Genomic DNA, 24,122 nt, shown 5'->3' on the forward strand with positions numbered 1-24,122 from the left:
GCCACCCGGGGGAATAAAATCCGAGGAAACAAGACAAGTCAGGCAGACAGCCCCGCCCTGCCCGCGCGATGCGGGCAGGGCGGGACCGATGCCGTGGTCAGCGCACCTGCGCGGCCGGTGCCAGGGCCTCGCGCGCCGCCAGCGCGGCCTGCGCCGCCGCCAGACGGGCGATCGGCACCCGGAACGGCGAGCAGGACACGTAGTCGAGCCCGACGGTTTCGAAGAACCCGATCGACGCCGGATCGCCGCCATGCTCGCCGCACACGCCCAGCTTCAGGCCCGGCTTGACGCTGCGCCCCTTCTCGGCCCCCAGGGAGACAAGCTGGCCCACCCCTTCCTGGTCGATCGAAATGAACGGATCGCGGGGGATCAGGTCATGCTCCAGATAGAACGGCAGGAACGTGCCCACATCGTCGCGCGAGAAGCCGAAGGTCGTCTGCGTCAGGTCGTTGGTCCCGAACGAGAAGAAATCGGCCTGCTGCGCGATCTTGTCGGCCGTCAGCGCCGCGCGCGGCAGCTCGATCATGGTGCCGATGCTGTATTCCAGCGTGGCGCCCGTCGCGGCCAGCACCTCGGTCGCCGCCTGTTCGACGATGGTCCGGGTCCGGCGCAGCTCGCTTTCCATGCCCACCAGCGGGATCATGATCTCCGGCACCACCGCCTGGCCGGTTTCGGCCGACACGGCAATCGCCGCCTCGATGATCGCCCGGGTCTGCATGGCGTAGAGTTCCGGATAGGTCAGCCCCAGCCGGCACCCGCGATGGCCCAGCATCGGGTTGGATTCCGACAGCGCCGCCTTGCGCATCGCCACCGCTTCCAGGCTCTCGCCCATGGCGGCCGCGACTTCGGCCAGCTCCGCCTCGCCATGCGGCAGGAACTCGTGCAGCGGCGGATCCAGCAGGCGGATCGTCACCGGCAGCCCCGCCATGATGCGGAACAGGTCCTGGAAATCCTGGCGCTGGAAGGGCAGCAGCGCGTCGATGGCGCGCACGCGCGTCGCCGCGTCGCCGGCCATGATCATCTGCCGCACGAACCCGATCCGGTCCGGCGCGAAGAACATGTGCTCGGTCCGGCACAGGCCGATGCCCTCGGCCCCGAAATGGCGCGCGGTCTGCGCGTCCTCCGGCGTCTCGGCATTGGCGCGGATCTTCATCCGGCGCACATTGTCGGCCCAGCCCATCAGGGTGGAGAAATCGCCCGACAGGGTCGGCTCGATGGTCGCCACCCGGCCGGCGAAGACCTCGCCCGTGCCGCCATCCAGGGTGATCCACTCGCCCTCGTGCAGCACCGTGGCGCCGACCGACAGCGTCTTGGCCTTGTAGTCGACATGGATGCCGCCGGCACCGGCCACGCACACGCGCCCCATGCCGCGCGCCACCACGGCGGCGTGCGAGGTCATGCCGCCACGGGTGGTCAGCACGCCACGGGCGGCGTGCATGCCGTGCACGTCCTCGGGCGAGGTCTCGATACGGACCAGGATCACGTCCTCGCCCCGCGCGGCGCGGATCTCGACCTCTTCGGCACTGAAGACGATCGCCCCGGCCGCGGCACCCGGCGAGGCCGGCAGGCCCCGGCTCAGCATCGTGCGCGGCGCGTTCGGGTCCAGCGTCGGGTGCAGAAGCTGGTCGAGCGACGAGGGCGGCACGCGGCGGATCGCCGCCTCGTGCGAGATCAGCCCTTCCTCGGCCATCGCGATGGCGATGCGCAGGGCGGCGGCCGCCGTGCGCTTGCCGGTGCGGGTCTGCAGCATGTACAGGCGGTTGTTCTGGACGGTGAATTCGATGTCCTGCATGTCACGATAGTGACGCTCCAGGATATCGCGCACCGACAGCAGCTCGGCATAGGCCTCGGGCAGCGCGCGCTCCATCGACAGCTCGCCCTCGCGGGCCCGCTGCTGGGACATCGGCTGCGGCGTGCGGATGCCCGCCACCACGTCCTCGCCCTGCGCGTTGATCAGGTATTCGCCGTAGAAGACATTCTCGCCGGTCGAGGGGTCGCGGGTAAAGCAGACGCCGGTGGCGCAATCCTGGCCCATGTTGCCGAAGACCATCGCCTGCACGTTGACGGCGGTGCCCCAGCTCGCGGGAATGTCATGCAGGCGGCGATAGGTATTGGCGCGCGGGTTCATCCACGACCCGAACACCGCGCCGATGGCGCCCCACAGCTGCTCGTGCGGGTCCATGGGGAACGGCGCGCCGGTCTCGCGCTGCACGATCTCCTTGTAGCCCGTCACCACGTCCCGCCAGTCCTGGTCGGTCAGCTGGGTGTCGTCCTGCACGCCGGCGCCGCGCTTGGTCTCCTCGATCAGGTCCTCGAAGCGGTGGTGGGACACGCCCAGCACGACCGAGCCATACATCTGGATAAAGCGGCGATAGCTGTCCCAGGCGAAGCGCGCATCGCCGGAATTGGCTGCCAGGCCCTCGACCGTCTCGTCGTTCAGGCCCAGGTTCAGCACGGTATCCATCATGCCCGGCATCGACACCCGCGCGCCCGAGCGGACCGAGACCAGCAGCGGTGCCGCCGGATCGCCGAAGCGCAGGTCCAGCGCACCCTCGATCCCGGCCAGCGCCGCCGCGACCTGCGTGCGCAGGTCCTCGGGATAGGCGCGGCCATTGTCGTAGAACGCGGTACACACCTCGGTGGTGATGGTAAAGCCGGGCGGCACGGGCAGGCCGATCGCCGCCATTTCCGCCAGATTGGCTCCCTTGCCACCGAGCAAGTCGCGCATGCCGGCACCGCCTTCATTCGCGCTGCCACCGAAACTATAGACCCACTTTGTCATAGCTCTCTCCTCTGTCCCGCCCATTCTACTGTGGAACGTGAACATCTCCTGGCCCGACGCCGCATACTCATCTTGTTTGTTCTTGGTGTAGTCAGTCCGGCCCCCACCGGGCCCTTCTAGCCGGAAGGCGCATCAATTACGATCCTTTTTCACGCAGCCGATCCACCCAAGCCCCACGAAAGCTGCCGGTTGACATGCCCACCGGGATAGGCAACCTCATCGTTCGATGCCCGCAATCAATCAAGAAAATAAGGCCACAATCGGGATGAAAAAGCTGTACCTGGCTCTGCTGCTGCCCTTTGTCGGGTTGCTCTGGCTTCCGTTCTATGACCGAACGGAACCGACCCTGCTGGGTTTCCCTTTCTTTTACTGGTACCAGCTCGCCTGGGTGCCGGCGACGTCCCTGCTGGTGTGGGTCGTCTGGAAGCGGGACGCACGCTGATGACATCGCACGTTCCTTCCGCCCCCGCACTGGTCGTCTTCATCCTGTTCTTCGCCATGACCATCCTGCTGGGCAGCACGGTATCGTGGTGGCGCGGGCGCGGGCGCAGCCGGGCCGCACAGCCCGACGCCCACGGGTCCGAGGACTGGGGCCTGGGCGGCCGCCAGTTCGGCACCTGGGTCACGTGGTTCCTGGTCGGCGGCGACTTCTATACCGCCTATACCGTCATCGCGGTGCCCGCCCTGGTCTACGCGACCGGCGCGTTCGGCTTCTTCGCACTGCCCTATACCATCATCGTCTATCCGTTCGTGTTCCTGGTCATGCCCATCCTGTGGCAGATCGCCCATGACGGCAGGCACGCGACGGCGGCCGACATCGTCCGCGCCCGCTTCGGCAGCCGCGCGCTGGAACTGGCCATCGCCGCCAGCGGGCTGATCGCGGTCATGCCCTATATCGCGCTGCAGCTCATCGGCATCCGCACCGTCATCGAGGCCCTGGGCCTGCCGGGCGAAATCCCGCTGATCGTCGCCTTCCTCTCGCTGGCCGCCTACACCTGGCTGGGCGGCCTGCACGCGCCGGCGCTCACCGCCTTCATCAAGGACATCATGATCTATATCGCGGTCCTGGCCGCGGTCACGGTCATTCCGCTGCACCTGGGCGGCTACGGCGCCATGTTCGCCACGGCGGCGCAGCACCTGCCCCACCCGCCCGAAGGCCATGCGCTGATGCCGGGCCAGAGCGTGCCCTATGCCACGCTCGCCCTGTCGTCGGCACTGGCGGCCTTCCTCTACCCGCATACGCTCACCGGCGTGCTGGCCGCCCGCTCGGCCGACACCATCCGCAAGAACGCGGTCATGCTGCCGGCCTATACGCTGCTGCTGGGCCTGATCGCGATGCTGGGCCTGATGGCCCACGCCGCCGGGGTCGTGACCACCAACACCTCGTCGATCGTCCCCAACCTGTTCCTGGCGATATTCCCCGACTGGTTCACCGGCTTCTGCTTCGCGGCCATCGCCGTGGGCGCGCTGGTCCCCGCCGCCGTCATGGCGATCGGCGCCGCAAACCTCGTGACCAGCAACATCTCCCCCGGCCTGCGCAACAATGTCCGCGCCTCGCGCCTCGTCGCCCTCGTGGTCAAGCTGGGCGCGCTGGCCTGCGTGCTGTTCCTCAACGCCCATTTCGCCATCGACCTGCAACTGCTGGGCGGCCTGTGGATCCTGCAGACCTTCCCGGCACTGGTGCTGGGCATCACGAAGCTGCGCTTCTCCGCCGCGGCGATGCTGACGGGCTGGGCCGTGGGCACGCTCTACGGCACCTATGTCTGCTTCCATGACGGGCTCAAGCCCACCCACATGCTGTCGATCGGCGGCATGCACCAGCTCGTCTCCACCGGCCTGCTGGCGCTGCTGGTCAATATCGGCACCGTGGTCATCGTCAGCCTGCTGGTCCCCGGCCGCAGCCGCAAGGGCGCCACCGCCGCCTGACCCGGCCGTCGGGCGGCGCGGCCTACGCGGCGCCGTCCGACACCAGCACGGGCCGCGTCCCGCGCGACCACAGGCCCGACACCCGGCGCAGCACCCGCGCCACATCGATCCCCACCTCCCAGCGGGCGACATGGTCCTGTCCCGTCGCCCCGGTCGGATAGACATCCGCCCAGTAGTTCAGATGCCCGCGCATCGCCATTGCCAGGAAGCACGGATTGGCATGGTGGTCGGGCACCAGCTCGTAGACCAGCGTACCGGGCCGGCAGAACCCGATATTGGTCATTCCGGCCCCCAGCGGCCCCACCACCATCGCCGCCGCCCGAAACAGGTCGATCTGCTCGGCGACCCCCATCCGCTCGGGCCGCACCACGCAGAACCCTTCCGCCGCCAGCGCCGCCGCCAGCGCCGCCTCGTTCGGAATCGCCCGATTGCCCGCCCCGCCCCGATCGACATACAGCCGCAGCCCGCGCCGGCGCATGACCGGCACCCGCGCCGCCATGCGCGGAAAGACCGACTGGCTCAGCCGCGACAGCGCAAAATCGGCCGCCCCGGCCACGATCGTGCAATAGACGGCCCGATCCAGCCGATACTGCCGCCCGGCCGCCAGGGCCGGCCCCCCGCCCCGCTCCGTCCCCAGCAGGTCCAGCGTCTGGCGCTGCCACGGCAGCAGCTCGGGCAGCAGCCAGCGCAGCCGCCCCCGGCGCCGGATGTCGGGCCGGTCCGACAGCGCCGCCATCACCGGCAGCGCATGCGTCATCCAGTGATAGTAATTGCCCGGCCAATGGTCGCTGCATGGCACCGCCATCCCCGGCCCCGCATGACCGATCAGGCGCGCGGAATCGACCCGCAATTCCGCCAGCATCTCGGGCGGCTGGAGGTAACAGGTCTCCACGACCAGCTTCCCCCCCTTCAACAGCACCCGACTGTCCACGTCGTACACGACATCGCGCAGGATATGGGCCGTCAGTCCGACGGGCGTGCTGACCCAGTCCAGAAACGGGTTGGCCGCGCCCTCGCGCCGCGCGTCCGCCGGCGCAAAGCGCGCGGCTCGCGCCGGGCAGGATTCCAGCAGCACCGAAGATTCGGCAATGTCCGCCAGCAGCACGCGGCCGGGCGGATGTCGGGGGCGGCGCAGATGCCGCAGCAGCGAAAAAACCATGATCGTGCCGGAAACCGCATGCAGGACAGGCACCAGCATGAGGGCAAGAGGTTGATCAGCCCTTAAGGGGCGCCGCCCTCGCCGGCGCCTTTCAAGGGCTTTGCCCTTGACCCACCAAAAGGCGAAGCCCTTTGGAAAACCGTTCGTTATCAGAGAATTCGGGGATGAGTGGAACTTTCGGCAATTGTATCCGGGGCTGCCGAAACGTAACCCAATCTATGAAAGTGTAATTCGCTTTGCACCCAATACAGATAGGTGAATATGATTTCTCGTTGCACTGCCCACGGGTTCCAATAACGAAATTTTAACGAAATCGATCCGTCTTTTTTCCGCACCGGAACCATATTCATGCGTTGTGTCATTGCTTTGTTCAGACACAATCATTTCCATAAGAAAACGGAACAAACAATGCCATTGCTCAGATCGATATATGAAGAATATTACCATGCGGCGAATTTTGTTTCGCGGTTCCTTTTCCGCAGGATCTTCCTGGATCTGAACGTCATGGCGCAAAAGGACCGCCTGAAATCATACACCACGAACATAAAGGACATCGTCGACGCCGCGCCGCTGGAATCCGATGTCTATTGCATATTCGTTTATTACGAGCAGCGGGAAGACGTATCCGCCAGCGTAAAACGGGTCATTCTTGAACTCAGGGAAAACAACATAAACACAATTCTGGTGTGCAACCATGAAATGACGCCAGAACAAAAGGATTTTTTCCAAAACAACTGCGCCACGATCGTCTTCAGGGGCAATCAGGGTTTCGATTTCGGCGCCTACAAGGACGCGATACAGTCTCTGCGGAAACCGGTATCCCGGCTGATCATCATGAACGACAGCGTGTTCTTCTCACCCGCCGGCCTGAAGCAGATGATCCGCAGGCTGCTCGGCCCCGAGGACGTCATCGCGGCCTATGAAAACTGGAGCGGCTCCGAACATCACCATCTCCAGTCCTTCTGCCTCTCCGTCTCCGGCCATGTCTTCAACTCCCGAAGCTTCCGGCAATTCTGGAAAGACTATATCCCGATCAACAACCGGATCTACGCCATCGAATATGGCGAGAAAAAACTGTCCCAGGCCATGTTGAACGCGGCACGCGACACCCACGTCATATATTCCGTCTCCGCGCTTTATAAGGAACTGCTGAACACGCACCTGCCCATTCGCGAAAAACCGTTCCAGCTTCCCCGCCCCTGGCGCGACCTGATCTTCGAAATCGACGAGAAGGAACCCTACGAATCCGTGGCGACCAAAGCCGTCGAACTGATAAACGTCACGTCACCCATCCATGCGGGGGCCTATTATTTCCCCGCGGCGCTGGGCTCGCCCCTTTTCAAGAAAGACCTCGTCTACCGGCACCGGTTCGATTTCTGGGAGGTGGAAACCTGGATCTCCGACCTCATGAGCACAGACGACGCCGACGAATATCTGACCATCCTGCGCAAGAGGGGAGACGAGAACAAACTCTCCCGCCTCGACCGGATCAAATACGATCTGGGGATAAAATAAGGTCCCCGCCGCCCAGCGGCGCAGAGATGCGCATCGCAGGCAGGGACATCGCCCTCGCCGGAACAGCCAGCCGGCGCGATCGGGGATCATGAAACATCACGATGGCCGGGCCCCGACGGGCACGGAAAAAGCGGCATCCCGGCGCGGTACGGCACCGGAACAAGGCGGTCATATCACCGCCCCGCGGCGGCCTATACCGCCCGACATCGGGGAAAATCTGGTCGGAGTGAGAGGATTCGAACCTCCGGCCCCTGCGTCCCGAACACAGTGCTCTACCAGGCTGAGCTACACTCCGAACTCGTGTGGGGGCTATACATCCCCTCCTGCCTCTCCGCAAGGGTCCCCGCGCCAACTATTCGCCCGAGCCGCCCTTTTTTGTCATGCCGCCGTCCTATCCCGCCCCCGCGCCGATCCTACAACCGGCTGGAATCCGCCACGACCGGGGTGCGGATCACGCTGCCCAGCCGCGCCATCGTGGCGGCCACGTCGGGCACGACCTCGAACAGGTCCAGCGCCGCAGGCTCCGCGAAGCCGTTCTCCACCGCCGCCCGCAACATGCCCAGCATCGGGTCCGCCCAGCCGGCGACGTTGACGATGAAGATCGGCTTGTCATGCAGCTTCAGCTGCCGCCAGGTGATGATCTCCATGGTCTCGTCGAACGTGCCCAGCCCGCCGGGCAGCACGACGAACGCATCGGCCCGCGCGAACATCAACTGTTTGCGACTGTGCATGGAGTCCGTCACCGTCAGGTCGGTCACGCCCTGGTGCATCACCTCCCGCGCTTGCAGAAAGGTGGGAATCACCCCCGACACGGTGCCGCCGGCCGCCAGCGTCGCATCCGCCACCGCACCCATCAGCCCGACATCCCCACCGCCATAGACCAGCCGCATGCCCGCCTGGCCAAGCCGGTGCCCCATCTCGCGCGCGGCCTCGTGGAACACGGGCCGGGCCCCGAAACGCGACCCGCAGAATACAGCGACGGCAGCAACGGACATGGATCATTATCCTCCTGAAGATGGGTCATGCGCGCGGCCGGGCCCGCCCGACCCCGCGAAGGCGGCTGCCGTCAGGCGGCATCCGGGCGGGACTGCTCCCGCAGCAGCAGGGTGGCACCGACCCCCGCCCCGGTAAACAGGGCCGAGACCAGAAACATCGGACCATAGCCCAGGCTGTGGATCACCAGCCCCAGCATCGGGCCGGAAAGCCCGATCCCAATATCCAGAAAGACGCTGAAGGCCCCCAGCGCCGCCCCCCGGTTCTGCGGCCCGGCGCGCGACACCGCCTCCACCCCCAGCGCGGGAAAGACCAGCGAGAACCCCGCCCCCGTCAGCGCCGCCCCCAGGTCGGCCGACGGCACGTCGGCACTCCGCCACAGCAGCAGCAACCCCCCGACCTCGACCAGCAGCGACACCACCGCCACCTTCATCCCGCCCCGCAGGCCGATCTGGCGCGAGAACAGCAGCCGCACCAGCACGAAGACCAGGCCGAACACCATCAGCCCCAGCGCCGCGCCATCCCAGTGGCGGTCGGCGAAATACAGCGACAGGCAGGCCGAAATGGCCCCGAATCCCACCGACCCGCAGGCCAGCACGATGCCATAGGGCAGCACGCGCCAGAAAACCTGCGAGAACGGCATGACCTCGCCCCCCTTGGCGATCGGCGGCACGGCGGCATAGCGCACGGCCAGCCCCAGCCCCAGCGCGGGCAGCAGCGCCGAGAGCAGCCCGACCCCGGCCAGCCCGCCCAGCGCGCCATGGGCCTGCGCCAGCAGCGCACCCACCGGCGCCCCGAAGGCGATGCCGCCATAGGAGGTAATGCCGTTCCACGAAATCACCTGCGCCGTGCGCTCCGCCCCCACCCGGCCGATATTCCACAGGATGGCCCCGGTCGCGGTCCAGCTTTCGCCCACCCCCATCAGGATGCGGCTCGCGACCAGCAGCAGCACCGCCAGCCCCGCCCGGTGCGCGAACAGCCCGGACAGCATCAGCGCCAGCCCCGCCAGCACGCAGATCGCAAGCCCGATCACCACCGCCGGCTTCGCGCCCCGCTCGTCCACGAACCGGCCCGCCTGGGCCCGCGAGGCAAAGGTAGCCAGATATTGCAGCGACACCGCCAGCCCGGCCATGACCGTGTTATAGCCGAGCGTGCCGTGCACGAAGAGCGGGATCACCGCCAGCGGCAGGCCGATATCGACGTAACAGATCAGGTTGAACAGAACGACGGCGAGGATTCGCAGCGTCGGGTTGGCCGGCCCGCTCCGTAAGACAGTCATGACGAGGCGCACACTCCGTTATCCGCACAGCATAGGGGCGCACCCCGCCCTTCGCCAAGCATGCGGACCATGCGCCATGATGACAAAAGCCACACTACGAGAAGGACTCCCCCATGTCCCCCGACTCCCCAGCATCCGGCCCCGAGGATTCGGGCGGTTTCGTCACCCTCTCCTCGCGGATCACCTACGAAAACCCATGGACCCGCGTGCGCGAGGACATCATCCGCCGTCCCGATGGCGGCGAAGGGCTCTACGGCGTGGTGGAACGCGGGGAATTCGTTGTCATCCTGCCGCTGGGCCAGGGCCCGGACGGCCCCACCGTCACGCTGGTGCGCCAGTACCGCTACCCGATACGCGCACGGCTGTGGGAACTGCCGATGGGCATGTGGGAACACCGGCCCGACGCAGCCCCCGAAACGGTGGCGCGGGGCGAGCTGGAGGAGGAAACCGGCCTTCGCGCCGAGCATCTGCGCCATGCCGGCGCCCTCTACCAGGGGGCCGGCTATTCGACCCAGCGCGGCCATGTCTACCTGGCAACCGGCCTGACGCAGGGCACCCCCCGGCCCGAGGCGACCGAGGCGGACCTGACCAGTCACACGATGCCTCTGGCCGAAATGGAGCGGATGATCCGCGAGGGCGAGATCACCTGCATGGTCACGCTGGCCGCGCTGGCCCTGATCCGCGCGCGCGGCTGGCTATAGAGGCCGGTCCGGGAATGGCGGCCGGCGGCCCCCTTCCCGGACAGCCGTCCCTCAATGCGCCGGCGATGCCGCCGGCTGGGCGGCCGGGGCCAGGGTCAGCGTGTTGTCGGCGCGGTTCAGGTCCGGGATGTCGTGCCCGGGGTCCAGCGTCACCGCCTGCGGCGTGCGCGAGCCCGGGATCGTCAGCTCGATCTCGTTGCGCAGGTACCAGGCCTCGGTCGGGATGGTCAGGCGCGAACTGGTGCCGTCGGTGTAGCTCACCTGCAACGTCACCGGCAGCGGCAGCCAGCCCTTGTTGTCGACCGTCACCAGCAGCCCGTGCTCCGCGCCCTCGCCGGTCGGGGTGGCGGATTTCACCGCATAGTCCGGCGCCCAGTTGTTGAAATACCAGCCCCGCCAGAACCATGACAGATCCTCGCCCGCCTCGCTGTCCATCAGGCGGAAGAAGTCCGAGGGCGTCGGGTGGCGAAAGGCCCACGTCGCGATGTAGTGGCGGAAGGCGCGGTCGAACCGCTCCGGGCCCAGGATCTGCTCGCGCAGCAGTTTCAGCCCGTAGGCCGCCTTGAAGTAGCTCACCGGATGCCGGTAACGCTCCGAAATCAGGTCCGAAGGCGTCATCAGGCGCGGCGCCGCCGGGTCGCGCAGCACCGACAGGATATCGTCGGCCGGCTTTCCGGTCTCGGGGGCGAACTCGCTGTCGCGCTTGGGCGCGAACTCGCCGGAATTGAAATCGTCCGAGGCATAGGTATCGATGAAGGTATTGAACCCTTCATCCATGAAGGCATGCCGCCGCTCGTTGGAGCCCACGATCATCGGGAACCAGCCATGGCCCAGCTCATGCGCCGTGATCCAGAACAGTTCGGGGTCCTTGTCGTGCATGCCGTCGAAGACGATGCCCGGATATTCCATCGCCGCGCCATACCCGCCCAGGTTGATCGCGTTCGGCCACGGATAGGGGTACCAGCGGCGCGAGAAATACTCGATCGCGTATTTCACATACGACGTGGACCGGTCCCACTGATGCGGCCCCACCGCTTCCACCGGATAGGCCGACATCGCCAGGCGCGGCACCGGCGCACGGCCCGGTTCCACCACCACCGGCGGCAGGTCCAGCCGCGCCGCATCCCACAGAAAGGCCGGCGAGGCCGCAAACGCCACGTCGCGCGTGTTGTTCATGCGGAAATGCCAGGTCTTGGTGCCGGTCTGGGCCACATGGCTCTTGGGGTCGTGGATATCGACCTCGGTGCGGATCATCACCCGCTCGTCGCTCTTCGCCGCCTGGGCCAGCCGGTCGCGCTCGGTCTGGGTCAGGACCTCGGCCTGGTTGATCAGCGCGCCCGACCCGACCACGGTGAAGTTCCACGGCACCGTCACGCTGTAATCGATGTCGCCGTAATCCAGGAAGAATTCCTGCCCCAGATAGGGCGCGGTATCCCACCCGCGCACATCGTCATAGACGGCCATGCGCGGAAACCATTGCGCGACCTCGTAGACATCGCCGTTGCGGGTGGAGCTGACGGCGGTGCGCCCGCCCCAGGTCCCGGGGATCGTGTAGTGCCAGACGATCTTCAGCCGGATCTTGCCGCCCTTGCCCTCCAGCGCCGTCGGCAGCGGCACCTGCATCCGCGCGTCGGAAATGACGGGCGTGACCGGGATGCTCTTGCCGTCCTGCTCGATCGACACGCTCTCGATCACATCGCCATCCGTGTGCTCGGCATGGCGCAGCGGATAGACGAAATTCCCGCGCGAGCCGTCGCGATAGATATTCTGGTCCAGCTGCACCCACAGCACGTCCAGCGCATCGGGGCTGTTATTGGCATAGGTGATGATTTCGCTGCCCGAAAGCAGGCGGTTGGTGGGGTCGATCGCCGCCTTGATCTCGTAATCGACACTGTTCTGCCAGTACGCGCCACCCGGCACGCCACCGGCCGAACGGGTCGCGCCCGCCGGCATCGGATAGGCCAGCGGGGCGAAGATACGGGCCGGATCGGGCGCCGGCATGGCGGGGGCCGCGACGGGCGCGGGGGCAGCCGTGCCCTCTTCGGCGCGCGCGGGCGTCGTGCCGCCCACGACCAGCATGGCAGCGCCCAGCACAAGCCCGATCGCGGTCATGGAGCCGGCGATCCCCGACTGAAACCCTGGCCCGACGGGCTGGCGTGGACATGGACGATGATAAGGCACGATCATAACCTCTCGGGGAAACGGACTCTTTCCCCAAGGCTAACGGAATTGCGGGGCCGACGTAACCCGTCCCCACCCGTGCCGTATCAGCCCAGCGCCTGCTGGATCGGCCCCAGATAGGCGGCCAGGTTCACCCGCAGCGGCATCAGGTACACATGCCCGCCGGCCGCCCGCACGGCGCGGATCGCCCGCACCGCGAAGGCGATGTTGGCCTCCAGCGTCAGGTCGAACCCACGGGGAAAGACGACATGGTTCGTCGTCTCCCAGTACGAGCGCGATTTCGGGCCGATGACCGGCGAAATCCCCCAGAACACGGTCTCGCCCTCCAGCCAGCCCATGCACAGGTCCAGCATCCGCATGTCGAATACCGGCTGGGTAAAGAAGCCGGCGGCCCCGGCCTCCTTCTTGCGCGCCACCGCCTCCATCTCGCGCCAGGGCGCATGGCGCCATGGGTCGAAGGCCGCATAGACCGTCAGGTGCGGGGCCTCGCGCCGATAGCGGCGGATCACGCTTTCCGAGGAATTGGGAAAGGTCCGGCGGCTGAGATCGGCCGGCGGATCGCCCCGCACCACCAGGATTTCCGTCAGCCCCGCCACATCCGCCCCCGGCAGCGGGCCGTCCGGGTCGATGTCGATGGCCCGGATATGCGGCACCACGCGCGGCACGATGGGCTGGAGCAGCGGCACCGCGTCCCACCCCTGCATCGGAAAGCGCATCAGGCTGGGCACGTTCAGCGTGTCGGCCAGCGGGAAATGGTCGCGAACCTGCCCCGCATCGCGCAGCAGGGCCTCCGCATCGCGCGGAATCAGCTCGACCGACAGGCGCGTCGTCATCGCCCCGCCGCCCTCAGGCCGCGCCGACGATGCGCCGGGCGGCCGCCAGGGTATTGTTCAGCAGGCAGGCAATCGTCATCGGCCCCACGCCCCCCGGCACCGGCGTAATCCGCCCGGCCCGGGTCACCGCCTCGTCGAACGCCACGTCGCCCACCAGGCGCGTCTTGCCGTTGGGCAGCGCGATCCGCGTGATGCCCACGTCGATCACGGCGGCACCGGGCTTGATCCAGTCGCCGCGCACCAGCCCGTTGCACCCGGTCGCCACCACCAGAATATCCCCCTGCCGCGCCAGGGCGGCGGGGTCGCGCGTGTCGATATGCGCGATCGTCACCGTGCAGCCTTCCGCCAGCAGCAGGCGCGCCATCGGCCGCCCCACCAGGTTCGACGCGCCGATGATCACCGCATGCAGCCCGCGCAGTTCGCCCAGCTCCGCCTTCAGCAGCATCAGGCAGCCCAGCGGCGTGCAGGGCACGATGCCCGGCTGGCCCAGCGCCAGCCGGCCGGCATTGACCTCGCCCAGCCCGTCCACATCCTTGTCGGGATGGATGGCATTGGTGATCGCCACCGGGTCCAGCCCGGCCGGCAGCGGCAGCTGCACCAGGATGCCGTGGATTTCCGGGTCGTGATTCAGCCGCCCGATCAGCGCCAGCAACTCGGCCTGCGACGTGGTTTCGGGCAGCATGTGCATGAACGAGCGCATGCCCGCGCGATGGGTCTGCAACGCCTTGTTGCGCACATAGACCTCGCTGGCCGGATCGTTGCCCACCAGCACCACCGCCAGGCCGGGCGTGACCTGATGGCGGTCATGGAACGCCCGGACCTCGTGTGCGATCGTCTGCGTCAGGTTCGCCGCGAACGCCTTGCCGTCGATCAGGCGCGCGGACGGGTTGCGAACGGACGCGGTTTCGGCGGAAGCTGGCTCGGTCATGCGGCACTCCGGACAATTGGAACGGAAAAAAGCAGGGGAATAGCGTGGTAGAGCAGATACGCAAGAACTTCAGCAGCGACAACGTCGTTCCGGCCTGTCCCGCCGTGATGTCGGCCCTGGTCGCCGCCAACGCCGACGCCGCCCCCGCCTATGGCGCCGACGCCTGGACGGCCCGCCTGGGCAACGTGGCGTCCGATATTTTCGAACGCCCGGTCAAGGTCTTTCCCGTCGCCACCGGTACGGCGGCCAACGCGCTGGCCCTGGCCGCCATCGCCCCGCCCTACGCCGCGATCCTGTGCGACGACAGCGCGCATATCGTCCAGTCCGAATGCGGCGCGCCCGATTTCTTCACCGGCGGCGCCCGCCTCGTCACCATCCCGTCCGAGGACGGGCGCATGGCGCCGGACGCCCTGTCCTACATGCTCGACCGCCTGCCCGCCGACGACGTGCACAACCCGCTGCCGACGGCACTCAGCCTGACGCAGGCCACCGAATGGGGCACCGTCTACACACCCGCCCGCATCGCGGACCTGACGACCCGGGCCCGCAGCCGCAGCCTCGCGGTGCATATGGACGGCGCCCGCCTGGCCAACGCCATCGCCCATCTGGGCTGCACCCCGGCCGAGGCGACATGGAAGGCCGGCATCGACGTGCTGTCGCTGGGCATGACCAAGAACGGCGCCATGGCCGCCGAGGCGGTGGTCTTCTTCAACCCCGCCCAGGCCGAACAGTTCGCCCGCCGCCGCAAGCGCGCCGGCCATGACTGGTCCAAGCAGCGATTCCTCAGCGCGCAGGTCCTGGCATGCCTGGAAGACGATCTGTGGCTGAACAACGCCCGCCACGCCAACGCCATGGCGCAACGCCTGGCCGGCGGCCTGTTCCGCCACCCCGGCGCGCGACTGCTCTACGAAACCCAGGCCAACGAGATCTTCGTCGTCCTGCCCGACCGGGCCATCGCCCACCTGCGCGCCGCAGGCTTCGCCTTCCACGACTGGCACACGCCGCACGGCGTGGACGGCACCGTCATCCGGCTGGTCACCAGCTATTATACCCGCATCGCGGATGTCGATGCGCTGCTGGAGACATTGTCGGAAGTGTAGGAAGCGTTTCCGTTCTTTTTTGAAAAAAAGAACCAAAAAACCTTGATTCGTTCAGGCGTTTACGGATCAAAAGTCTTCTTGCTTCTTTTTCGTAAGACAAAAGAAGACATGGCGCCGCCCCAAAAAGGAACGGCGCCACTCACCCGTCAATCGTTATCGTCGTCACCACCCGACGCGCCGCTGTCATCCGGCGCCCCCGGGGTCACGGCCACGAAGATGCTCTGCCCGTTGCGCAGCACGCGCAGCAGCACCGACTGGTTGGCTTTCAGGGCCGCGCGAACGGCCGTGACCGTGGCACCGGGATTATCGACCGGGCTGTTGCCGACGGCCTGGATCACGTCGCCGGCGTGAATCCCCGCCTGCTCGGCCACCGAACCCGCCTGGACATCGCTGACGACGACACCGCGCACCGAAGCCCCCAGCCCAAGCTGCTGGCGCAGGTCAGAGGTCAGCGGCGACAGCGAAACCCCCAGCCGCGGCCCGCCGACATCGCTCTTGTCGCCCACCGAGCCGTCGGGCGACGACGCGCTGGACAGGTTGGCGATCTTCACCGTGGCGGTCTGCGCCGCATTGCCGCGCAGATACGCGATCGTCGCCGACGTGCCCGGCGGCAGAGACGCAACCTTGACCGCCAAATCATGCGGGCTGTCGATCTTCTGGCCGTTCAGGGTGGTGATCACGTCGCCTGCCTTCAGCCCCGCCTTCTCGGCCGGGCTGCTGTTGCTGACGCTGGCCACCAGCGCGCCGCTGGGCGGGGCGCCGTCGGTGGCCGGCTTCAGGCCCAGCGCCTTGGCCATGGCCGGCGTGATCACCTGCGCGACAACGCCCAGATAGCCGCGCGTGACATGACCGGTCTTCTGCAACTGGAAGACGACATTCTTGACCACGTCGGAGGGAATGGCGAACCCGATGCCGATCGACCCGCCCGAGGGCGACAGGATGGCGGTGTTCACGCCCACCACCTTGCCGTCCTGGGTAAAGAGCGGCCCACCCGAATTGCCGCGATTGATCGGCGCATCGACCTGGATGAACGAATCATAGGGCCCGTCGCCGATATCGCGGCCCCGTGCCGAGACGATGCCCGCCGTCACCGTGCCGCCCAGCCCGAACGGATTGCCGACCGCGACCACCCATTCGCCGGGCTCCACCTTGTCGGAATCGCCCAGTTCGATGAAGCGCAGCTTGCTCTGGGTCGAAACCTTCAGCAGCGCCAGGTCGGTCTTGGGGTCGCGGCCGATGATCTTGGCGGGCAGTGTGGTGCCGTCATCGAGCGTCACCGTCACCTTGGTCGCGCCCTTGACCACATGGTTGTTGGTCACGACGAACCCGTCCGCCGAGATGATGAAGCCCGAGCCCCGGGCCTCCACCGTGCGGCGCTGCTGCTGCGGCATCATCTGGAACGGGAACGGGAAGGGAAAGGGCATCTGCTGCTGGCCCTGCATCCCGCCCTCTTCGTCCGCATCGTCCATGCGGATGTTGGCGGTGATCGAGACCACGGCAGGGCGCACCTGCTTCACCAGATTGACGAAATTGGGCAGGGTCTGGATCTGGGTATCGGGCCGGATCACCCCTGTCTCGTCAGCCCGTGCCGTGTCCGCCGTCACGGCCTGCACCGCGCCCCCCAGCATGGTCCCGGCGACCAGCGCGGCCAAAACACTGCCCCGCATCCGGCGAGGGCGGAAAGACATCTTCGGCTGAAACTCGTCAGTCATAGCATTCCTGATTGTTGCTGGGGCGACCGGGCAAGACGCCGCCCCTTCTGAGGGATCGTCCAGCAGAGTACGTGGACCGACCAAACCTGTCCCGTACCTGTCGATGAAGGATGCGTTATCTAAGCGCTTCCCGCAAATTCTCACCGCCGAAGGGCCTGGAAGAACCCGCGCAGCAGATCCCCCGCCTCGCGCTCGCGCACCCCGCCCACCCATTCGGGCCGGTGCAGGCAGTCCGGCCGGGCCAGCAGGCGCGGCCCATGCTCCACCCCCCCGCCCTTGGGGTCGTAGGCGCCGAACAGGATGCGCCCGACCCGGAAATGCACCGCCGCCGCCGCGCACATCGGGCAGGGCTCCAGCGTTACCACCAGCGTGCACCCGGTCAGGCGCGGGCTGCCCAGCCGCCGGGCGGCGGCCCGCATGACCAGCATTTCGGCATGGGCGCCCGCATCCTGCGCGGCCTCCACCCGGTTGCCGTCCCGCGCCAGCACGCTGCCGTCCGGCCCCAGCAGCACCGCCCCCACCGGCACCTCGCCCCGGGCGGCGGCGGCCCGCGCCTCGTCCAGCGCCATGCCCATCGGGTCGGCGGGGGGCCGGTCAGCCGGCATCGCGCGACACCCGGCCGAAAGATGGCGAGAAACCGCAGAAAATCAGGTCCTGTCGTCGCCCGGTCATGAAACTCCGTCCTCGTCGCCCGCGTTCGCGTCACACCCCATCCCGTCGCCTCCCTATGCCGGCGACGGGGGCGCTGCGGCGTTCACAAGATATTACAGCGCCACACCGCGCCAGGGGCCACCCGAACAGGGCGAACCGGGGAAAAAATGTTGATTTTAATGGACAGGCCGCGTCACGAATGACAGTGTAACACAACCCCCGGTAACGTATCCTGTAACAATCGGGACCGATATGAAACAGGAGGCTGACGATGAATACACTCACGTTGATCCTGGCCGCTGCGGCAATCGTCATCGGTTTTTCCGCCTGCGAACCCGAGCTGATGGGGCACCATACAATGACCGCGAGCCTGCATTCGATGGTCTCCGACGGCTGACGCCGCGAGGTTCCGGTTTTCCACGAGATGCCGGATGCTCCCCGGTGACAGCCCGGGCGGCACATACCGATGAGACCGGGCGCGACCGCCTGCCGCCGCCGGCGACAGGCGGTTTCACGCATAGCGGATTTCCCTGACGACGATATTCCTCTAGGTCAGGCGGGATGACCCGATCCCGCCCCCTGATCGGCGTGACCCTGGACAGCGAAGCCGCCATCCCCGACGGGAGCGGCTATTCGCGCTTTCCGTGGTACGCCCTGCGCTGCAATTACATGGACGCCATCGCCGATGCCGGCGGCCTGCCGGTCGCACTGCCCCATCGCGCCGACCTGGCGGCCGCCATGCTGGCGCGGCTGGACGGGCTGGTCATCACCGGCGGCGCGTTCGACCTCGACCCGGTCCTGTACGGCGCGGGCCGGCGCCACGACAGCGTCACCCTCAAGGCCGGCCGCACCCAGGCCGAACTGGCGCTGGCACAGGGCGCCATTGCGTCGGGCCTGCCGGTGCTGGGCATCTGCGGCGGCCAGCAATTGCTGGCCGTGGCGCTCGGCGGCACCCTGGTCCAGCATATCCCCGACGAGGTCGCTGCTCCCCTGGCGCACGAACAGCCCAATCCGCGCGACCAGGCCGGCCACGAGGTCGACATCCTGCCCGGCACCCTTCTGGCACGGGTGACCGGCGCCACGCGGATCGCCGTCAATTCCGCCCATCATCAGGCCGTGCGCGACCCGGGCCGGGCCGCCATCTGCGCCGTGGCGCCCGATGGCGTGGCCGAGGCCATCGAATATCCTGGCCATCCCTTCTGCCTGGGCGTGCAATGGCACCCGGAATTCGCCATATCCTTGGCGGACAGACATATTTTTTCCGCCCTGATAGAGGCTTCGGGATCGAGATGACAAAGCGCGACGACACCAGCCGACCCGAGCGCGGCGAACGGATCGCCAAATGGCTGGCCCGCTCCGGCATCGCCAGCCGCCGCGATGCCGAACGCATGGTCGAGGAAGGGCGCGTGCGCCTGAACGGCGAGCCCGTCGCCCATCCCGCCACCTTCGTCGCGGCGGGCGACGTCGTGCAGGTGGACAATACGGTGGTGGAATCCCCCGAGCGCACCCGGCTCTGGCGCTACCACAAGCCCGACGGGCTGGTGACGACTCATCGCGACCCCGAGGGCCGGCCGACCGTCTTCGCCTCGCTGCCCGAGGGCATGCCCCGCGTCATAAGCATCGGGCGGCTGGACCTGAACAGCGAGGGCCTGCTGCTGCTGACCAATGACGGCGAACTGGCCCGGCGGCTGGAACTGCCCTCCAACGGCTGGCTGCGCCGCTACCGCGTGCGCGTCTTCGGCATGGTGGACGAGGCTCAGCTCAAGTCCCTGGCCGACGGCAGCGTGTTCGAAGGCGTGCGCTACGGCCCGATCGAAGCCGGGCTGGATTCCCGCAAGGGCGACAATGCGTGGCTGACCGTCGCCCTGCGCGAGGGCAAGAACCGCGAAGTGCGCAAGGTCATGCGCGGGCTGAACCTGCATGTCAGCCGGCTGATCCGCACCGCCTACGGCCCGTTCCAGCTCGGCACCCTGCAACGCTCGGAACTCGAGGAAGTGCCGGGAAAGGTCCTGCGCGAGCAGATCCCCGGGCTGGGCCCGGCCCCGCGTCCCGCGCGCCGGTCCTGACCGGCCGATGCGCATCGTCGCCGGCCAATGGCGCGGCCGCGCGCTCGTGGCACCCCCGGGCCGCACCACCCGCCCCACCGCCGACCGGGTCCGCCAGGCCCTGTTCGACATGCTGCTGCACGCGCCCTGGGGCGGCTACGACCTGATGGCACAGGCCCATGTGCTGGACGGCTTCGCCGGCACCGGCGCGCTGGGGCTGGAAGCCCTGTCGCGCGGCGCGGTCCACTGCACGTTCTTCGAAACCGACCGCGCCGCCCTGGCCGCCCTGCGCGCCAACATCGCCGCCTGCAGGGCGGCCGGGCGCACGACCCTGCGCGGCGACATCACCCGCCCCCCCGCCGCCGCCCGCCCGTGCGACCTGCTGCTGCTGGACCCGCCCTACGGGCAGGGCCTGCCCGAACGCGCCCTGGCGGCGCTGTCCCGGACCGGCTGGATCGCCCTCGGCGCCCTGGTCGTGATCGAGACCGGCGCCGACGAGCCCCTGCCGACCTGCGCCCCCATCCTGCCCGAGGCCCCCCTGGCCGAGCGGCACCACGGCGCGGCACGGCTTTCGATCTGGCGGGCCGGCGCAATGCCGCAATAACGGCCGAACCGCCCTTCTGTATCCGGGAAAGGGCGGGCTATACTTCCTCCGTTTCCGGACCGGGGGCCGGCCCGTTCCCGGCCGGACCGTCCGCTTCATCGTGCCTGCAATCGGGGCAGCCCCGCCCGTTCCCCCCCGATGACGGCCCAGCGTACAGGACCCGAACATTTGCCGAGCTTTGGCCGCTACATTCCTGCCTCCCTGAACGCGCCGCGCATCCGGTCCGCCGCACGGCAGAGACTGGCCGAGATGGGCGGCATGGTGCTGTGGCTTCTGGCCCTGGCGCTGGCCGCGTCGCTGTGGAGCTACAATCCGCTCGACCCGTCGATGAACACCGCCAGCACCCAGCCCCCCACCAACCTGCTGGGCATGGCCGGTTCCTACCTGGCGGACGTGCTGCTGCAGAATGTCGGCATCACCTGCGCCCTGCCGATCCTGGCGATGATGGCATGGGGCTGGCGCGTCATCCGCCACGCGGCCATGGGGTCGATCCTGCTGCGGGCGGTGGCGGTGCTGTGCGCCATGCCGGTCATGGGCGCATTGCTGGCGGCCGTGCCGGTGCTGGCCCCGTTCCTGCCGGCCCCGCACTGGCCCACCGAATCCGGCCTGGGCGGCGCGTTCGGCCTGTCCATCGCCCATACCGCGATCCAGGCGGGCGCCTCGCTGCTGGGCCCGGCCGGGCGGCTGGCCGTCTGGGTGCTCGGGCTGCTGCTGACGATCCTGCTGGTACCGCTCGGGATCGGCCTGTCCCGCACCGAATGGGCGGCCATCGCCCGGGCCGTGCGCCTCGTCGCCCGGCAGCCGATGCGCCTGGCCCGCCGCATGCCCGCCCCCCCTGCCCCGGCCGACCGCCCCGCCGCCGACACGGGTCGCTGGAGCGGCACGCTGGACGGCACGGTCCCCCCGCCGCGCCCCGATCTGTCCGCCCAGGCACGCGCGCCCGAACCGCCCCGCCCCCTCCGCACCGAGCGCCCGGCACCCGAGGCACGGCCCGCCGCCGCCTCTCGCCCGGCCGCCCGGCCGCCCGCCCGCCCGTCGCTGGGCACGGGCTGGGTCCAGCCCCCGGGCATGGAGAGCGACACCACCGACGAAGCCCCGCCCCTGTTGCTGGGCGGCCCCGCCACACAGGCCGTAGCCCCCCGGCCGGTACCGGACGCCCCACGCCCCGCCGCCCCGCCGGCCGCGCCGACGGTCGAGGGCCCGCGCCCCTCGCTGATGGGCCGGCTGTTCGGCAGAAGCCCCGACACGGCCGAACCACCCTCCGCCGCCCCCCGCGCGGCTCCCGACCGGGGCGATTACGCGCCTCCCCCCCGCTCCGACGGCCGCGACCCGTGGCGCCTGCCGCCGCTGGACCTGCTGAAACCCGCGCCGTCGCACGCCCAGACCGGGCCGTCGCAGGACGCGTTGCAGGCCAATGCGCGGCTGCTGGAAACCGTGCTGTCCGATTACGGCGTGCAGGGGCAGATCGGGCAGATCCATGCCGGCCCCGTGGTCACGCTGTACGAGCTGGAGCCCGCGCCGGGCATCCGCTCGGCCCGGGTGATCGGCCTGGCGGACGACGTGGCGCGGTCGCTGTCGGTGCTCAGCGTGCGCATCGCCACCGTGCCGGGCCGCAACGTGATCGGCATCGAAGTGCCCAATGCACGGCGCGAGACGGTGTACCTGTCCGAACTGTTCACCGACGATGCCTGGCACCACGCCTCGTCGCAGCTCTGCCTGGCGCTGGGCAAGGATATTTCCGGCATGCCGGTCTATGGCGACCTGGCGCGCATGCCGCATCTGCTGATCGCCGGCACCACCGGCTCGGGCAAGTCGGTCGGCGTCAACGCGATGATCCTGTCGCTGCTGTTCCGCATGTCGCCCGAGGAATGCCGCCTGATCCTGATCGACCCCAAGATCCTGGAACTGTCGATCTACGAAGGCATCCCGCACCTGATGACGCCGGTCGTCACCGAACCGGCCAAGGCCGTCGCCGCGCTGAAATGGACGGTGCGGGAAATGGACCGCCGCTACCGCGCCATGTCGCACCTGCAAGTGCGCAATATCGGCGGCTATAACGAGCGGGTAGCCGACGCAAGGCGGCGCGGCGAGGTCGTCTCGCGCCGCGTGCAGACCGGCTACGACCCCGAAACCGGCCGCCCGACCTTCGAGGAACAGCAGCTCGCGCTGGACTCCCTGCCCTATATCGTCGTGGTGATCGACGAGATGGCGGACCTGATGATGGTCGCGGGCAAGGAGATCGAAACGGCGGTGCAGCGCCTGGCGCAGAAGGCCCGCGCGGCGGGCATCCACGTGATCATGGCGACCCAGCGCCCGTCGGTGGACGTGATCACCGGCACCATCAAGGCCAATTTCCCTACCCGCATCTCGTTCCAGGTCATCAGCAAGTTCGACAGCCGCACCATCCTGGGCGAGCAGGGGGCCGAGCAGCTCCTGGGCCAGGGCGACATGCTGTACATGCAGGGCGGCGGCCGGATCACCCGCGTCCACGGCCCCTTCGTCGCGGATGGCGAGGTCGAGGACGTGGTCCGCTTCCTGCGCAGCCAGGGCGAGCCGATCTACGACGACGACGTGATCTCGGCCCAGGACGAGGATGGCGGCGGCGGCAGCAGCGGCAAGTCCTCCGGCAACGGGCTGGCCGGCAGCTACGACGACGAAACCAGCCTGTTCGACCAGGCGGTGGCCGTGGTGGCGCGCGAGGGCAAGGCCTCGACCTCCTTCATCCAGCGCCATCTCTCCATCGGCTACAACCGCGCGGCCAAGATCATCGAGCAGATGGAAAAAGAGGGTATCGTCAGCCCGGCCAACCATGTCGGCCGGCGCGAAGTCCTGCTGCGCCGAACCGACGAAGACGAATGACCCGGCGCACCCGCCGCCCCCCGCCCCGTCCGGCCCCCCCGCCGGCACGCGCCCCCGCACCGCGCACCCTGGGCGACGGGGCCGACCCGTTCCCGGTCCTGTTCCGCGATCCCCGCTTCCTGGTCATCGACAAGCCGCCGGGCCTCGCCGTCCACCCCGGCCCCGGCGGCGGCCCCTCGGTCGAGGATTCCTTCCCGCTGCTATCGCGGCGGCCCGACGGCCCATGGCTGGCCCACCGGCTGGATCGCGACACTTCGGGTTGCCTGCTGATCGCCCTGCGCAAGCAGCCGCTCCTGGCCGCACAGGCAGCCTTCGCCAACGGCCTGGCCCGCAAGACCTACTGGGCCGTCGTCCACGGGCGTCCCCCCGCCGACAGCGGCATGGTGACGATGACGATGGCCAAACAGTCGGACAAACAGGGCTGGCGCATGATCCAGACCCCGACCGGGCAGGATTCGCGCACCACATGGCGGCTGCTGGCCACCGACGGCCAGATCAGCTGGCTGGAACTGCATTTGCTGACGGGGCGCACCCACCAGGCCCGGCTGCACTGCGCCAGCCTGGGCTGCCCGGTATTGGGCGACCCGCTCTACGGCGACGCAGCCGGCCAGGACGGCACCATGCTGCACCTGATGAACCGCGCCCTCTCCCTGCCCCTGGAACCGCCGGTGTCCGCCATCGCCCCTCCACCCGACCATATGCGCGCGGCCCTCGCACGCCTGGGCTGGAAGGACGAAGGCTAACCGTATCGCCCCACCACGGCTCCGCCCTGCCCCCAATCGCCGGAAAACGACCGGGTTTCCAAAGGGCGACTGCCCTTTGGTGGGTCAAGGGCAAAGCCCTTGGCGGCACGC

General features: G+C 68.3%; 20 protein-coding genes and 1 tRNA gene. 11 read left to right on the top strand and 10 right to left on the bottom strand.

Annotated elements, in window-relative coordinates; translation table 11 throughout:
- Positions 1-97 precede the first annotated feature (97 nt).
- The gene (gene ppdK / locus HLH27_RS03555; RefSeq protein ID WP_182947849.1) at positions 98-2,782 is read right to left on the bottom strand and encodes a pyruvate, phosphate dikinase; all 2,685 of its coding nucleotides are present in this window, start codon (positions 2,780-2,782) and stop codon (positions 98-100) included.
- A gap of 265 nt (positions 2,783-3,047) precedes the next feature.
- Here ppdK and HLH27_RS03560 point away from each other — a divergent pair, with 265 nt between their 5' ends.
- Together HLH27_RS03560 and HLH27_RS03565 are read left to right on the top strand one after the other, a co-directional pair.
- A complete protein-coding gene (locus HLH27_RS03560; RefSeq protein ID WP_114725972.1) occupies positions 3,048-3,224 on the top strand; it encodes a DUF3311 domain-containing protein in 177 nt (58 codons plus the stop codon).
- A complete protein-coding gene (locus HLH27_RS03565) occupies positions 3,224-4,708 on the top strand; it encodes a sodium:solute symporter family protein (RefSeq protein ID WP_182947850.1) in 1,485 nt (494 codons plus the stop codon). The genes HLH27_RS03560 and HLH27_RS03565 overlap by 1 nt, the downstream gene beginning before the upstream one ends.
- Positions 4,709-4,730: 22 nt before the next feature.
- Here the strand turns inward: HLH27_RS03565 and HLH27_RS03570 are convergent, their stop codons facing one another.
- Entirely contained in the window at positions 4,731-5,906 is a 1,176-nt protein-coding gene (locus HLH27_RS03570) for a glycosyltransferase family 61 protein (protein ID WP_246375403.1), read from the bottom strand.
- A 465-nt stretch (positions 5,907-6,371) separates the two neighbouring features.
- Between HLH27_RS03570 and HLH27_RS03575 the strand changes: the two genes are divergently transcribed.
- Positions 6,372-7,382 (top strand): rhamnan synthesis F family protein, encoded by a 1,011-nt coding sequence (locus HLH27_RS03575; protein ID WP_182947851.1) that lies wholly within the window; start codon positions 6,372-6,374, stop codon positions 7,380-7,382.
- A gap of 218 nt (positions 7,383-7,600) precedes the next feature.
- Here the strand turns inward: HLH27_RS03575 and HLH27_RS03580 are convergent.
- From HLH27_RS03580 to HLH27_RS03590, 3 genes are all read right to left on the bottom strand, one after another.
- Positions 7,601-7,677: transfer RNA gene (locus HLH27_RS03580), tRNA-Pro, on the bottom strand.
- A gap of 118 nt (positions 7,678-7,795) precedes the next feature.
- The gene (locus HLH27_RS03585; protein WP_182947852.1) at positions 7,796-8,377 is read right to left on the bottom strand and encodes an LOG family protein; all 582 of its coding nucleotides are present in this window, start codon (positions 8,375-8,377) and stop codon (positions 7,796-7,798) included.
- A gap of 71 nt (positions 8,378-8,448) precedes the next feature.
- On the bottom strand, positions 8,449-9,654 hold the full coding sequence (locus HLH27_RS03590) for an MFS transporter (protein WP_182947854.1): 1,206 nt from the start codon (positions 9,652-9,654) through the stop codon (positions 8,449-8,451).
- 113 nt (positions 9,655-9,767) lie between these two features.
- On the opposite strand from HLH27_RS03590, the gene HLH27_RS03595 reads away from it, so the two are divergent.
- On the top strand, positions 9,768-10,355 hold the full coding sequence (locus HLH27_RS03595) for an NUDIX domain-containing protein (RefSeq protein WP_182947856.1): 588 nt from the start codon (positions 9,768-9,770) through the stop codon (positions 10,353-10,355).
- 51 nt (positions 10,356-10,406) lie between these two features.
- Here the strand turns inward: HLH27_RS03595 and HLH27_RS03600 are convergent, their stop codons facing one another.
- The 3 genes from HLH27_RS03600 to folD all read right to left on the bottom strand — a co-directional run bounded on the left by HLH27_RS03600 (position 10,407) and on the right by folD (position 14,297).
- Entirely contained in the window at positions 10,407-12,356 is a 1,950-nt protein-coding gene (locus tag HLH27_RS03600) for a M1 family metallopeptidase (RefSeq protein WP_246375445.1), read from the bottom strand.
- 266 nt (positions 12,357-12,622) lie between these two features.
- Positions 12,623-13,369, bottom strand: a complete 747-nt coding sequence (locus tag HLH27_RS03605) for a methylenetetrahydrofolate reductase (protein WP_182947858.1) — start codon at positions 13,367-13,369, stop codon at positions 12,623-12,625.
- 13 nt (positions 13,370-13,382) lie between these two features.
- Positions 13,383-14,297 carry a bifunctional methylenetetrahydrofolate dehydrogenase/methenyltetrahydrofolate cyclohydrolase FolD gene (gene folD / locus HLH27_RS03610; protein ID WP_182947860.1) on the bottom strand — a complete coding sequence of 305 codons (915 nt, stop codon included), beginning with the start codon at positions 14,295-14,297 and terminating at the stop codon, positions 13,383-13,385.
- Between the two features lie 44 nt (positions 14,298-14,341).
- On the opposite strand from folD, the gene HLH27_RS03615 reads away from it, so the two are divergent.
- Entirely contained in the window at positions 14,342-15,397 is a 1,056-nt protein-coding gene (locus HLH27_RS03615) for a beta-eliminating lyase-related protein (RefSeq protein ID WP_182947862.1), read from the top strand.
- Between the two features lie 146 nt (positions 15,398-15,543).
- Here HLH27_RS03615 and HLH27_RS03620 read toward each other — a convergent pair whose 3' ends face one another.
- Both HLH27_RS03620 and HLH27_RS03625 read right to left on the bottom strand, forming a co-directional pair.
- Entirely contained in the window at positions 15,544-17,109 is a 1,566-nt protein-coding gene (locus HLH27_RS03620) for a Do family serine endopeptidase (protein WP_182947863.1), read from the bottom strand.
- Positions 17,110-17,249: 140 nt separating this feature from the next.
- Positions 17,250-17,714 carry a nucleoside deaminase gene (locus HLH27_RS03625; protein ID WP_182947865.1) on the bottom strand — a complete coding sequence of 155 codons (465 nt, stop codon included), beginning with the start codon at positions 17,712-17,714 and terminating at the stop codon, positions 17,250-17,252.
- 317 nt (positions 17,715-18,031) lie between these two features.
- Between HLH27_RS03625 and HLH27_RS17180 the strand changes: the two genes are divergently transcribed.
- From HLH27_RS17180 to HLH27_RS03650, 6 genes are all read left to right on the top strand, one after another.
- Positions 18,032-18,157, top strand: coding sequence for a hypothetical protein (locus tag HLH27_RS17180; protein WP_275943884.1), 126 nt, complete (start codon positions 18,032-18,034; stop codon positions 18,155-18,157).
- Positions 18,158-18,321: 164 nt separating this feature from the next.
- Positions 18,322-19,053, top strand: coding sequence for a gamma-glutamyl-gamma-aminobutyrate hydrolase family protein (locus tag HLH27_RS03630; RefSeq protein ID WP_182947867.1), 732 nt, complete (start codon positions 18,322-18,324; stop codon positions 19,051-19,053).
- Positions 19,050-19,826: a pseudouridine synthase gene (locus HLH27_RS03635; RefSeq protein ID WP_182947869.1), complete on the top strand. Its 777-nt coding sequence runs from the start codon at positions 19,050-19,052 to the stop codon at positions 19,824-19,826. Before HLH27_RS03630 ends, HLH27_RS03635 begins: the two co-directional genes overlap by 4 nt.
- Before the next feature lie 7 nt (positions 19,827-19,833).
- Positions 19,834-20,409: a 16S rRNA (guanine(966)-N(2))-methyltransferase RsmD gene (gene rsmD, locus HLH27_RS03640; protein WP_182947871.1), complete on the top strand. Its 576-nt coding sequence runs from the start codon at positions 19,834-19,836 to the stop codon at positions 20,407-20,409.
- Between the two features lie 168 nt (positions 20,410-20,577).
- Entirely contained in the window at positions 20,578-23,268 is a 2,691-nt protein-coding gene (locus HLH27_RS03645) for an FtsK/SpoIIIE family DNA translocase (protein WP_182947873.1), read from the top strand.
- Positions 23,265-24,011: an RluA family pseudouridine synthase gene (locus HLH27_RS03650; RefSeq protein WP_182947875.1), complete on the top strand. Its 747-nt coding sequence runs from the start codon at positions 23,265-23,267 to the stop codon at positions 24,009-24,011. The genes HLH27_RS03645 and HLH27_RS03650 overlap by 4 nt, the downstream gene beginning before the upstream one ends.
- Positions 24,012-24,122 lie beyond the last annotated feature (111 nt).

It is taken from the genome of Gluconacetobacter takamatsuzukensis, assembly GCF_014174275.1.
Classification (GTDB): Bacteria; Pseudomonadota; Alphaproteobacteria; order Acetobacterales; family Acetobacteraceae; genus Gluconacetobacter; species Gluconacetobacter takamatsuzukensis.

What these genes read in the sequence shown, in the direction of transcription:
- HLH27_RS03585 (WP_182947852.1), bottom strand. Translation starts at nt 8,377, where the DNA reads ATGTCCGTTGCTGCCGTCGCTGTATTCTGCGGGTCGCGTTTCGGGGCC.
- HLH27_RS03570 (WP_246375403.1), bottom strand. Translation starts at nt 5,906, where the DNA reads ATGCTGGTGCCTGTCCTGCATGCGGTTTCCGGCACGATCATGGTTTTT.
- HLH27_RS03625 (WP_182947865.1), bottom strand. Translation starts at nt 17,714, where the DNA reads ATGCCGGCTGACCGGCCCCCCGCCGACCCGATGGGCATGGCGCTGGAC.
- HLH27_RS03575 (WP_182947851.1), top strand. Translation starts at nt 6,372, where the DNA reads ATGGCGCAAAAGGACCGCCTGAAATCATACACCACGAACATAAAGGAC.
- HLH27_RS03595 (WP_182947856.1), top strand. Translation starts at nt 9,768, where the DNA reads ATGTCCCCCGACTCCCCAGCATCCGGCCCCGAGGATTCGGGCGGTTTC.
- rsmD (WP_182947871.1), top strand. Translation starts at nt 19,834, where the DNA reads ATGCGCATCGTCGCCGGCCAATGGCGCGGCCGCGCGCTCGTGGCACCC.
- HLH27_RS17180 (WP_275943884.1), top strand. Translation starts at nt 18,032, where the DNA reads ATGAATACACTCACGTTGATCCTGGCCGCTGCGGCAATCGTCATCGGT.
- HLH27_RS03620 (WP_182947863.1), bottom strand. Translation starts at nt 17,109, where the DNA reads ATGACTGACGAGTTTCAGCCGAAGATGTCTTTCCGCCCTCGCCGGATG.
- HLH27_RS03560 (WP_114725972.1), top strand. Translation starts at nt 3,048, where the DNA reads ATGAAAAAGCTGTACCTGGCTCTGCTGCTGCCCTTTGTCGGGTTGCTC.
- HLH27_RS03605 (WP_182947858.1), bottom strand. Translation starts at nt 13,369, where the DNA reads ATGACGACGCGCCTGTCGGTCGAGCTGATTCCGCGCGATGCGGAGGCC.
- HLH27_RS03590 (WP_182947854.1), bottom strand. Translation starts at nt 9,654, where the DNA reads ATGACTGTCTTACGGAGCGGGCCGGCCAACCCGACGCTGCGAATCCTC.
- HLH27_RS03650 (WP_182947875.1), top strand. Translation starts at nt 23,265, where the DNA reads ATGACCCGGCGCACCCGCCGCCCCCCGCCCCGTCCGGCCCCCCCGCCG.
- HLH27_RS03565 (WP_182947850.1), top strand. Translation starts at nt 3,224, where the DNA reads ATGACATCGCACGTTCCTTCCGCCCCCGCACTGGTCGTCTTCATCCTG.
- folD (WP_182947860.1), bottom strand. Translation starts at nt 14,297, where the DNA reads ATGACCGAGCCAGCTTCCGCCGAAACCGCGTCCGTTCGCAACCCGTCC.
- ppdK (WP_182947849.1), bottom strand. Translation starts at nt 2,782, where the DNA reads ATGACAAAGTGGGTCTATAGTTTCGGTGGCAGCGCGAATGAAGGCGGT.
- HLH27_RS03630 (WP_182947867.1), top strand. Translation starts at nt 18,322, where the DNA reads ATGACCCGATCCCGCCCCCTGATCGGCGTGACCCTGGACAGCGAAGCC.
- HLH27_RS03600 (WP_246375445.1), bottom strand. Translation starts at nt 12,356, where the DNA reads ATGCCGGCGCCCGATCCGGCCCGTATCTTCGCCCCGCTGGCCTATCCG.
- HLH27_RS03635 (WP_182947869.1), top strand. Translation starts at nt 19,050, where the DNA reads ATGACAAAGCGCGACGACACCAGCCGACCCGAGCGCGGCGAACGGATC.